Here is an 11,647-nt window from a genome sequence, read left to right as displayed (position 1 = left end):
TACCGCGCCGGGGGAACGGGCGCGGTGGTTGAGCAGAAGCGAACAGAACGGAAGAAGCGTTTCTGTACGGCGCCCCGCCCCCGATAGCGGGGGCTGAATGAGGGGCAGAGCACCGGACAGGCTTCCAGGGGGCGTAAGTCCCGTAAGGCTTGGGGGACTTACTTCAGGCCGAGTGCGTCGCAGGCGGCCTTGTACTTCGCGGTGCAGATCTGGGCGGCCGTGTACACGCCGTCCTTGATGACCGTGTCGTTGATGTTGTCCTTGGTCAGCGAGACGACCGGGACGAGCACGGACGGGATGCCCTTGTTGGTGGGGCTGTCCACCTTCTCCTTGGCGATGGAGTCGAGCTTCTCGCCCTTGGCGAGCGCGACGGCCATCTCGGCGGCGGCAGCGGCCTCCGGCGCGTACGGCTTGTAAACGCTCGCGTACTGCTCACCCGCGACGATCCGCTGCACACCGGCGAGCTCGGCGTCCTGGCCGGTGACCGGCGGGAGCTTCGCGAAGCCGCCGGCCTTCAGGGCGGTGATGATGCCGCCCGCCATGCCGTCGTTGGCGGAGTAGACGCCTATGATCTTGTCCTTGCCGAGGGCCGAGATCGCGGCCTCCATGTTGGCGTTGGCGTTCTCCGGCTTCCACTCCTTGGTGTCGTACTCCTTGCCGATGTTCACCTTGCCGTCGAGCTCGGCGTGCGCGCCCTTCTTGAAGAGGGCGGCGTTCGGGTCGGTGACGGCGCCGTTCATCATGACGATCTGGCCGTCCTTGGCCTTGGCACCGAGCGCGGTGAGGAGCGCCTTGCCCTGGACGTGGCCGACCTCTTCGTTGTCGAACGAGGTGTAGGCGTCGATCGGGCCCTCGGCCAGGCGGTCGAAGGCGACGACCGGGATGTTCGCCTCCTTGGCCTTCTTGACCGAGCCGGCGATGGCCTTGGAGTCCACCGCGTCCACGATCAGCGCGTCGACCTTGTTGGTGATCATGGTGTCGACCTGCTGGTTCTGCAGCGTCGCGTCCTGCTTGGCGTTGGCGTAGATGACCTCGGCCTTGCCGTTGGTCAGCTCGCTGATCTTCTTCTCGATGAGCGGCTTGTCGAACTGCTCGTAGCGCGCCGTCTGGTTCTCCGGCAGCAGCAGACCGATCTTGATCGCGTCGCCCTTGCCGGCGCCGGTCTCCTTGGTCTTGTCGCCGGACTCCTTGGCGCTGCCACACGCGGCGAGGGAAACAGCCATCGTGGTGGCTGCTACAGCAACGGCGGCACGACGCATTCGCATGTTCATCTTCGAAACCTCCCTGACGAGGCCGCGTCGTTGCGGCCGAGGTGGCTGGAAGTCAACTCGGCCCCGCTGCCAGCGTCAAGGAGTAAATCCTTAACGAGATGACAACGGTGCCATTCGTTATCTAAGTGAAGGCAGGTGCTCCGACGGGGAGCGGACTGTCCAGAAGGGTCGAATCGCCCATTTCGCTGAGTACCAGGGCCAGTGAACCCAGCACTTCGGCACGTGCTCCGAGCGCCCCAGGAAGGACGGACAGCTGACGTGCCGCGCTGGGAATCGCGTAACGCGAGACCGACTCCCGGATCGGTCCGAGAACCAATTCTCCCGCCTCCGCAAGATTTCCGCCCAGCACGACGCGACTCGGGTTGAGCAGGTTGCACAGATTGGCCACACCGCTCCCGATGTGCCGCCCCACATCGGCGACCACGCGGCGGCAGCCGGGGTCGCCCTCGCGCGCCAGCTGCACCACACGCTCCATGGTCAGATCGGGTCCATGGCTGGACTGGAGCAGCGGCAGTACGTAGCGGGCGGCGGCGAACGTCTCCAGACAGCCGCGGTTGCCGCAGCGGCAGACCGGGCCCGATTCATCCAGCGTGATGTGGCCGATCTCGCCGGCCGTGCCGCCCGGGCCGCGGTAGATCTGGCCGCCTATCACCAGACCCGCGCCGACGCCGCTGGCGACCTTGATGTACGCGAGGTCCTTGACCCCCCGGCCACTGCCCCAGACCAGCTCGCCCAAGGCGCCGAGGTTGGCGTCGTTGTCGACGTACACGGGCACGCCGAGCCGCCCGGAGAGCTCCTCGCTGGGGTTGATCCCGGTCCAGCCCGGCAGGATCGAGGTGGAGCCGAGGGTGCCGGACTCCACGTCGATCGGACCCGGTACGCCGAGACCGACGCCGATCACCTTGTCCTGGCCGATCCCGGTCGCCGCGATCAGCCGGTTGACCAGCTGTTCGGCCCGGCCGAAGCCCTGCGCGGACGAGGCGTCCACATCGAGCGGTTCGGACTCCTCGGCGAGCACCTGGTGGGCGAGGTTGCCGATGGCGACGCGCAGATGGGTGTGGCCGAAGTCGACGCCGATGACGATGCCCGCGTCGCCGCTGAGAGAGACGCTGCGGGCCCTGCGACCGCCGGCCGAGGTGGGGGTGACCTCGACGGTTCCGCCGTCTTTCAGTTCGCGAACGATATTGGAGACCGTTGCTGCGGAGAGGCCTGTGCTCCTCGCGATCTCCGCCTGCGTGAGCGAGCCCGCCATACGCACAGCGCGTACGACCCGCTCTAGGTTGGCCCGGTGCAGAGATGTCTGCGACCCCGGAGTCTCCATTGACTCATCCACTCCTGCCCCCGGTGGGCGGCACGACGGCCGCCCCCGGCCGGGGCCACCGCGAAGCGGCACCCGACGTTTCTCCAACTTGTGAACTCTAAGCTCAACTCTCGGGGCTTATCCCGTCAAGACCTTGAGTGGGGGCAACCACGGATGAGCGAGGCTGGGCGGCAGCTGGGGCAGCAGTGGACGAAGGGGTATTTTTCGGGCGCCTAGGCGCCCGCCAGCTCGGCGTTGGCCCGGGCCGTGACCAGGGTCAGCAGGCGGCCCGCGGTCGCCAGGTCGTCGGCGGGGAGGTCACCGTAGAGCCGCTCAGTGATCTCGGCGACGGCCGCCCGGATCCGCCCGTTCAGCGTCCGGCCCGCTTCCGTGAGGCGAAGGCGGGACGTGTCACCGGGCAGGGTCTCCAGCAGCTTCGACTCGGCGAGCTCGCCGATGGTCGCCAGGACCGCCGGCTCGTCGATCTTCAGGGCGCCGGTCATCCGGGCGACGAGGGCGCCGTGCTCGACGGCCTCACCGCCGTCGGCGACGGCGTTCAGCGCCACCGACTGATCGAACGTGGCACCGGCGGGAGCCAGGACTGTCTTGAGAAGGGCCCGCGTCGCATAGTGGGCCTGGCCTATGACCTGGCCGTTGAGGGTCGGCGCTGTGGACATCGTTACTCCTCGGTCGGGAAGTCGAGTGGTGCGTCGAGCAGGAGCGCCAGTTCGCGGGAGAAGACTTCGGCACGTGAACCGTGCAGTCCCCCCAAGGGCTCCAGAAGCTGATCGAGGAGCCGCTGGACGACGGCGATCGCGCGCCGGGTGACCGCACGCCCATGGGCGGTGAGCGACAGCTGGACCGCTCGCGTGTCGGCGGGGTCCGGGGCGCGCTCGACGAGACCGGCCGCCTCCAGGGCGCGGGCCAGCTTCGACACGTAAAGCGGTTCGAGGCCGGTGTGGTCGGCGAGCTGCCGCTGGCTGGGCCGGAGCCCGGAGCGCTCCATGCCGAGCAGCGATGCGACCAGTGAGTACTGCGCGTGGGTCAGGCCCAGCGGCGCGACGGCCCGGTCGACGGCGACCCGCCACTTCATCGACAGTCGCCAGACCAGGAAGCCGGGCGTGGGGCCCTCGGATGCTGCACTCATAGCAAATACAGTACATGGATACTATGTACATGGCTACTGTTATGAAACACGGAACCCCGACCCCCGCGAGGGCCGGGGTTCCGGGGTGGTGCTCCTACTTCAGCGCACCCGCGGTCAGACCGGCGACCACCTGCCGCTGGAAGATGATGTACGCCGCGAGCACCGGCAGCATCGCCATCACCAGACCGGCGAAGAGACCGGACCAGTCACCCTTGTAGCCCTGGCTGACGGCAAGTTCGACCAGGCCCTGGGAGAGCACCTTCTTCTCCGGCTCGGTGTTGAGCACGGTCGGCAGCATGTACTGGTTCCACTGCCCGAGGAAGTTGAAGATGGCGACGCTGATCAGGCCCGGCTTCGCCATCGGCAGCATCACCTGGAAGAACGTCCGGGTGTGGGAGGCCCCGTCGATCAGCGCCGCCTCGGCCACCGAGGTCGGCAGCGTACGGAAGAAGGCGGTGAGGAAGAAGACGGTGAACGGCAGGGAGTAGGCGATGTACACCAGGATCAGGCCGTGCAGCGTGTTCAGCAGGGCGACGTTGTTCAGTACGAAGAACAGCGGCACCAGCGCCAGCATGACGGGGAAGCTCATTCCTCCGATGAAGAGGAAGTAGATGAAGCGGTTCCCGGGGAAGTCGAAACGCGCGAGAACGTATGCGGCCATCGAGCCGAACAGCAGCGTGCCGACCAGCGAACCGCCCACCACCAGAACGGTGTTGAGGAAATAGTCGCTCATGTGCGCCTGGCTCCAGGCGCGCGACCAGTTCTCGAAGTGCAGCGAGTCGGGCAGTGACCACGGCGAGGTGAAGATGGCCTTGTCGGTCTTGAACGAGGTCATCACCGCCCAGAGCAGCGGCAGGACGACCATGATCGCCCAGATGACGAGCACACCGTGCGAGAAGACGTTGAGGATGCCGCCCTCGGTCCTCTTCGTCCTGGCGGGCGGGGCTGTCGTCTTCACCACCGGCGGGCGGTCCTCGGAGATGCCGGCGGGCGGGGTGTCAGTCGTCTTCATGTCAGAACTCCAGCCGCTCACGCCGGCCGAGCCGCATCACGACGGCCGCGAAGGCCAGCGTGACGACGAGCAGGGCGACACCGATCGTTGTCGCGTATGCCGCCTGGCCGTCGCGGAACGCCGTTTGGTAGACGTACAGCGTGAGCACCGTCGTCGAATAGTCGGGTCCGCCAGGGCCCACGGTCATGATCTGTACGACCGCGAAGGACTCCGCGCCCAGGGCCAGGATTCCCATGTAGACCCAGCCCGACTGCACGGTGTCCCACAGCAGGGGCAGGGTGATCCGGAAGAAGGTGGTGAACCGGTTCGCGCCGTCCAGCAGCGCCGCTTCGTAGAAGTCCCTGGGGATGGACGCCATGCCCGCGGAGAACAGCACGACGAAGAAGCCGACCGTGCTCCAGACCAGGACCGCCATGACGCACCACAGGGCGAGATCGGGGTCGCCGAGCCAGCCCGGCTGGATGCTGTCGAGGCCCACGGCCCGCAACGCTCCGTTGATCGCACCCTCGTTGGGGTTGTACGCGAACTGGAACAGCAGGGCCACGATCGCGATCGAAAGCACCTGCGGGAAGAAGTACGCGATCTTGTAGAACGACGAACCGCGCACTCCGGCGATGGCGGCGCCCTTACGGCGCCGCCCGCCGACATTGAGCATGAAGGCGAAGAACAGCGCGAGGCCGAGCGTCACCAGCGGCAGCAGCAGCGCGAACCACAGGCTGTGCTGGAGCGACTTCCAGAAGATGTCGTCGTCCAGCATTCGGCTGTAGTTGTCGAAGCCGACCATCTTGAAGTCCGGGCTCAGGCCGGTCCAGTCCGTGAAGGAGTAGTAAATGGACTGGATGAACGGCCATACGACGAAGATTGCGTACAACGCCAGTGGGGCCGCCAAGAACCCCACGATGAACCGGTACTTGCCGTGTTGCATGGTTACCGACCCCGATCTTCCGGCGAATGCCGCCGCTGGTGACGCGAGCTCACTGGTGCTTGTAGTGCTTGATGGACTGGTCCTTGGCCGCCGCGTCCGCGAAGCCCTGGATCTTCTTGATGGTCTCGGCCGGGGTCGCTCGGCCCGCCATCATCTCGCCCAGACCGGCGACGCCGATCTGCTCCTTCTGCAGCTTCACGTACCAGTCCTGCAGGCGCGGGTTGACGACGTTCTCACCGGCCTTCTTCAGCGCGTCGACACCGGACTGCATCGCCGTCGACAGTGTCAGGCCGTCGGTGCCGCCGTTGAACGCCGTCAGCGACTTCACCTGCTGGGTGAAGCTCTTCGACGAGGCCTCGCTGAGCATGATGCGTAGCTGCTCCATGCCGCCCTCGGCGTTCTTCGCCTTGGCCGGGACGACGAAGGGCTCACCGCCGGACGCCCAGATGGTTCCGAACGGCAGTTTGTCGGACTTGTCGAGGCCGGTGGGCGCGGCCACCATCATCTTGAAGTCCTTGGGCGTGGTCTTCGCTGCCTCGTTCTCCACCCACGAGCCGTTGGGGATGAAGAGCGCCTTGCCCTCGGTCCAGGCCGTCTGGGACTGGATGTGGTCGATGCCGGGCGTGCCCTTGAGGATGTAGCCCTTCTTGAAGAGCTCGTAGTACGCCTCGAAGGCGGCCTTGACGGCCGGGTGCTCCCAGGCCTTGGGCTCGAGGTTGTCGATGGCGTCGAGGACCTCACGGCCGCCGATCTTGGCGATGAAGGGGTACAGCGAGAACGGCAGGTAGTAGGGGTGCTTGCCCGCATACGTCCAGCCGGCGATGCCCTGCTTCTTCGCCTTCTCGCACAGGGCGAGCATCTCGTCCCAGGTCTCCGGGTACGCGGAGTCGAGCTTCTCCAGGGCGGTCTGGGAGTACCACACGCCGTACACGGTGTACGCGTAGTAGAGGATCCAGACCGGGTCACCGTCGAACTGGCCCATCTCGACGATGCCCGGGCGCAGCGTGTCGCGCACCTTCTTGTTCGGGTCGTCGATGGACGGCGCGTCCAGCAGCGGGGTGAGGTCTGCGAGCTGCTTCTTGCCGACCAGGACGCCCATGTCCATCTGCTGGGCACCCGAGTTGTCGATCAGGTCCGGCGGGGTGCCGCCGTTGAAGCGCGGCTGCAGCTCCGACTGGATCTTCTGCGTCGCACGGTGCTTGACCTTCGGAGCCTTCGGGAAGGCTTCCTGGTACTTCTTCTCGGCGTCCAGCGCGTACTGCTGGCCGAAACCACCGTCGAAGATGACGACCTCGAGCTGCGCCGTCTCATTGACACCGAGCGGGTTCTTGGCGGTCTTCTTGCCCTTTTCGACCTTGTTCTCGCTGCCGCCGTCGCTGCTCGCACACGCGGACAGGAAGCTCATCGTCGGAACGGTGATCAAACCGATTGCTGCGGAACGCTTGATCAGATCGCGACGGCCAAGGCCCTCATTGTTGTGGGCGGAGGTGGATCCCATGCTCAAGTCCTCGCCTTCTCCAGGACTCAGGCGGTGTACCGGTCGCCCGTCCTTCTCGCCTGAGGCGAAGGGCCCCGCCACCGCAGTCAGTTGCTGTGTCTTCCCGGGGGGAAACTCAGTGAAGCTTGGGTCGTGCACGGTCGGCAGCGGGAACGGATCTTCCGCGGACGGCAGTCGCTGTTGCAGATGCCGGTCCGCTGTCCCCCGTCCCCCCTGGCCCGCTGCCATATGTGGAACAGCTATGCGGGTGCCGACAGGTATAGTCCACTTCACATCGGGTGAGCAAGATCGAGAGCAAGGTTGGGCAGCAGTCTTTCCCGAGTTGAGACCTCGCGGACACCTGAGTCCCCTGCGCGCCCAAGTCCCGTGCGCGCCCATACGATCACAGCACTCTTCGCCGAACGGCTGAAACCGGCCGCCTCACCCCGTCAACACCCTTGACACCGTATGGCACTTACCTCCCTACTGGAGCCTGCGCATCGCGCCTGACAACGTTGTCCAACGCGACTCCACTGGAGGAAAGGCCCCGGGATGCAGCCCACCCCCAGACCTCGGCAGAGACATTTCCACGCGGCAGCCTTGGTGGCTGCCGCTTCCATGCTCGTGATGACGGCCCAGTCGGCCGCCGTCGCACTGCCCGCGCCGTCCGCCCAATCCCCCTCGGCGGACCGGGAATTCACCTCGTCCTTCGAGGCGGACGAGCCCCAGCCGGACTGGCGCAATACCGTTGACGTCGGAGCCGATGGACAGAAGCGGTCATCCGGTATCGATGGCGGATTCTCCAGCGGAATACCGGGCAATATCACCGATAAGGTGATAGAGCTGCGTGCCAGCGACGAGAACACCGGCGCCGGTGAGACCAAGGAGAACCTGGTCGATCTGCAGCCGGGTACCAAATGGCTGGGATTCCAGCCGACTGCCTGGATCGAGTTCGACACGGACGCGCCGGTCAAGGTCGTCACGTATGCGCTCACTTCGGCGAACGACCACGCCGAGCGCGACCCGAAGGACTGGACCCTCAAGGGCTCGGCCGACGGCAAGGAGTGGAAGGTCCTGGATTCCCGCGAGGGCCAGACCTTCGAGAAGCGCTTCGAGACGAAGACGTACAACATCGGCGACGGCACGAATGCGACGGCGTACGCCCACTACCGGCTGGAGATCACCAAGAACAACGGCGCCGGCGACGCCACCCAGCTCGCCGATGTGCAGTTCTCCAACGGTGACACCAGCACGCCAACCCCCGAAGACATGCGCAGCCAGGTCGACCGCGGTCCCGGCGGCTCCCCCACCGCCAAGTCGAACGTCGGATTCACCGGCAAGCGGGCGCTGAAGTACGCAGGCACCCACAAGCCGGACGGCCGGGCCTACTCGTACAACAAGGTCTTCGACGTCAATACGGCCGTGGGCCGCGACACTCAGCTGTCGTACCGGGTCTTCCCGTCCCTGCCGGAGACGGATCTCAACTATCCGGCCACGAATGTGTCGGTGGACCTCGCCTTCACCGACGGCACCTATCTGAGTGATCTTCGGGCGCTCGACTCGCACGGCGGGCTGCTGACCCCGCAGGGCCAAGGCGCGGCCAAGCGGCTCTACGTCAACCAGTGGAACCATGTCGCGTCCAGGATCGGCTCGGTCGCGGCCGGCAGGACGGTCGACCGGATCCTGGTGGCGTACGACTCCCCGAAGGGCCCGGCGAAGTTCCAGGGCTGGATCGACGACATCTCGCTGGCGCCCAAGGCTCCCGAGAAGCGGCTCGCCCATCTTTCGGACTATGCGTCGACCACCCGCGGCACCAATTCCAGCGGCTCCTTCTCGCGCGGCAACAACTTCCCCGCGACTGCCGTCCCGCACGGCTTCAACTTCTGGACGCCGGTGACCAACGCCGCGTCCAGGAGCTGGCTGTACGAGTACGCGCGCGGCAACAACGCGGACAATCTGCCGACCGTGCAGGCCTTCAGCGCCAGCCATGAGCCGAGCCCCTGGATGGGCGACCGGCAGACCTTCCAGCTGATGCCGTCCGCGGCGGCAGGCACACCGGACACCGACCGCGCCAAGCGCGCTCTGCCCTTCCGGCACGAGAAGGAGACCGCCCGCCCGCACTACTACGGGGTCACCTTCGAGAACGGCCTCAAGGCCGAGATCACCCCGGCCGACCACGCGGCGATGATGCGGTTCACCTATCCCGGTGACGACGCGAGCATCATTTTCGACAACGTCACCAAGGAGGGCGGACTGACCCTCGATCCTGCCACCCGCTCCTTCACCGGTTTCTCCGACGTCAAGAGCGGTCTGTCCACCGGCGCCACCCGGCTCTTCGTTTACGGCGTCTTCGACGCACCGGTCACCGCATCGGGCGCCGACGGAGTGAGCGGCCACCTCCGCTTCGATGCGGGCGAGGACCGCACCGTCTCTCTCCGGCTGGCCACCTCGCTCATCAGCGTCGACCAGGCGAAGAAGAACCTCGCCGACGAGATCCCGGCCGGCACGGGCTTCGAGCGGGTCAAGGACCGGGCGCAGGACGCCTGGGACGAGCTGCTCGGCAAGGTGGAGGTCGAGGGCGCGAACCACGACCAGCTCACCACGCTCTACTCCAGCCTGTACCGGCTGTACCTCTATCCCAACTCCGGTTTCGAGAACACCGGCACCACGTCCCGTCCCAAGCACCAGTACGCGAGCCCGTTCTCGCCGATGACCGGGCCGGACACCCCGACCCACACCGGCGCGAAGATCGTCGACGGCAAGGTGTACGTCAACAACGGCTTCTGGGACACCTACCGGACGACCTGGCCGGCGTACTCCTTCCTCACCCCGGAGAAGGCGGGCGAGCTGGTGGACGGCTTCGTCCAGCAGTACAAGGACGGCGGCTGGATCTCCCGCTGGTCCTCGCCCGGTTATGCCGACCTGATGACAGGCACCAGTTCGGACGTGGCCTTCGCAGACGCGTACGTCAAGGGCGTGGGCTTCGACGCCGAGGCGGCGTACGAGGCGGCGCTGAAGAACGCGACGGTGGTCCCGCCGAGTTCGGGCGTCGGCCGCAAGGGCATGGAGACCTCGCCGTTCCTCGGCTACGCCTCCACCGAGACCCATGAGGGGCTGTCCTGGTCGCTGGAGGGCTACCTCAACGACTACGGCATCGCCAAGATGGGCCAGGCCCTCTTCAAGAAGACCAAGAAGGCCCGCTATCAGGAAGAGTCCGAGTACTTCCTCAACCGGGCCCGCAACTACATCACGCTCTTCGACTCCAAGGCCGGCTTCTTCCAGGGCCGCGATCTGAAGGGCGACTGGCGGGTCGAGAGCGAGAAGTACGATCCGCGGGTGTGGGGCTACGACTACACCGAGACCAACGGCTGGGGCTATGCCTTCACGGCCCCGCAGGACAGCCGCGGCCTCGCCAATCTCTACGGCGGACGCTCCGCGCTCGGCGAGAAGCTCGACAGCTACTTCTCCACCCCGGAGACCGCCTCGCCCGAGTTCGTCGGCTCGTACGGCAGCGTCATCCATGAGATGACGGAGGCCCGTGATGTCCGGATGGGCATGTACGGCCACTCCAACCAGGTCGCCCACCACGTCACGTACATGTACAACGCCGCCTCACAGCCCTGGAAGACCCAGGAGAAGGTGCGCGAGGTGCTCTCCCGCCTCTACACCGGCAGCGAGATCGGGCAGGGCTACCACGGCGACGAGGACAACGGCGAGCAGTCGGCCTGGTATCTCTTCTCCGCGCTCGGCTTCTACCCGCTGGTGATGGGCAGTGGCGAGTACGCGATCGGTTCGCCGCTCTTCACCAAGGCGACCGTGCATCTGGACAACGGCCGCGACCTGGTGGTCAAAGCCCCGAAGAACAGCGCGAAGAACGTCTACGTCCAGGGTCTGAAGGTGAACGGCAATACCTGGAACTCCACTGCTCTGCCGCATCAGCTGATCGCGCGGGGCGGCACGCTGGAGTTCGCGATGGGCCCGAAGCCGTCCTCGTGGGGTACGGGCAAGAACGCCGCCCCGGTCTCCCTCACCCGGGACGACAAGGTGCCCTCGCCGCGCCACGATGTGATCACGGCGAGCGGTCCGCTCTTCGACAACGCCTCGGCCACGGAGGCCGCGTTCGAGACGGCGGAGCTGCCGGTGGCGTCGAAGACCCGGGCCGTGCAGTACACCCTCACCTCGTCGGCACGGGCAAAGGCCCCTGCGGGATGGGTGCTGCAGGGTTCGCAGGACGGGACGGTCTGGAAGGACCTCGACAAGCGGTCCGGCCAGTCGTTCGCCTGGGACAGGCAGACCCGCGTCTTCACGGTGGGCGCGCCGGGCACGTACGCGAAGTACCGGCTGGTGGCGACGGGTTCGGCGACGCTCGCGGAGGTCGAGCTGCTCTCCTGACGTTACGAGTTCGTCACACCACCACACAGGCCCGCATTCGGATCCTCCGGATGCGGGCCTGTTTGTTCCCTTACGGACCCCTCCCGGACCCGCTGATTCCCCTTCAAACCGATTGACTCGTAA

8 protein-coding genes are annotated in these 11,647 nt (G+C 66.3%); 1 reads left to right on the top strand and 7 read right to left on the bottom strand.

The window, feature by feature from the left end; genetic code table 11:
• Positions 1-158 precede the first annotated feature (158 nt).
• The 7 genes from ACZ3H8_RS01135 to ngcE form a co-directional block, all read right to left on the bottom strand.
• Positions 159-1,271 (bottom strand): substrate-binding domain-containing protein, encoded by a 1,113-nt coding sequence (locus ACZ3H8_RS01135; protein WP_467395994.1) that lies wholly within the window; start codon positions 1,269-1,271, stop codon positions 159-161.
• A gap of 121 nt (positions 1,272-1,392) precedes the next feature.
• The gene (locus tag ACZ3H8_RS01130) at positions 1,393-2,592 is read right to left on the bottom strand and encodes an ROK family transcriptional regulator (protein ID WP_467395992.1); all 1,200 of its coding nucleotides are present in this window, start codon (positions 2,590-2,592) and stop codon (positions 1,393-1,395) included.
• A 212-nt stretch (positions 2,593-2,804) separates the two neighbouring features.
• Complete coding sequence (locus tag ACZ3H8_RS01125) at positions 2,805-3,248, bottom strand: hypothetical protein (protein WP_467395990.1); 444 nt, start codon at positions 3,246-3,248, stop codon at positions 2,805-2,807.
• A gap of 2 nt (positions 3,249-3,250) precedes the next feature.
• Positions 3,251-3,718 carry a MarR family winged helix-turn-helix transcriptional regulator gene (locus tag ACZ3H8_RS01120; protein WP_467395987.1) on the bottom strand — a complete coding sequence of 156 codons (468 nt, stop codon included), beginning with the start codon at positions 3,716-3,718 and terminating at the stop codon, positions 3,251-3,253.
• Positions 3,719-3,812: 94 nt separating this feature from the next.
• Positions 3,813-4,730: a carbohydrate ABC transporter permease gene (locus ACZ3H8_RS01115; RefSeq protein ID WP_467395985.1), complete on the bottom strand. Its 918-nt coding sequence runs from the start codon at positions 4,728-4,730 to the stop codon at positions 3,813-3,815.
• Position 4,731: 1 nt separating this feature from the next.
• Entirely contained in the window at positions 4,732-5,655 is a 924-nt protein-coding gene (locus ACZ3H8_RS01110) for a carbohydrate ABC transporter permease (protein ID WP_467395983.1), read from the bottom strand.
• A 49-nt stretch (positions 5,656-5,704) separates the two neighbouring features.
• Positions 5,705-7,153 carry an N-acetylglucosamine/diacetylchitobiose ABC transporter substrate-binding protein gene (gene ngcE / locus ACZ3H8_RS01105; RefSeq protein WP_467395981.1) on the bottom strand — a complete coding sequence of 483 codons (1,449 nt, stop codon included), beginning with the start codon at positions 7,151-7,153 and terminating at the stop codon, positions 5,705-5,707.
• Positions 7,154-7,684: 531 nt separating this feature from the next.
• Here ngcE and ACZ3H8_RS01100 point away from each other — a divergent pair.
• Positions 7,685-11,524 (top strand): GH92 family glycosyl hydrolase, encoded by a 3,840-nt coding sequence (locus ACZ3H8_RS01100; RefSeq protein ID WP_467395979.1) that lies wholly within the window; start codon positions 7,685-7,687, stop codon positions 11,522-11,524.
• The last annotated feature ends 123 nt before the right edge of the window (positions 11,525-11,647 follow it).

This window comes from Streptomyces sp. NPDC002868 (assembly GCF_055563295.1).
The sequence above is the reverse complement of the archived record's forward strand: the minus strand, read 5'-3'. Positions and strand labels throughout refer to the sequence as shown.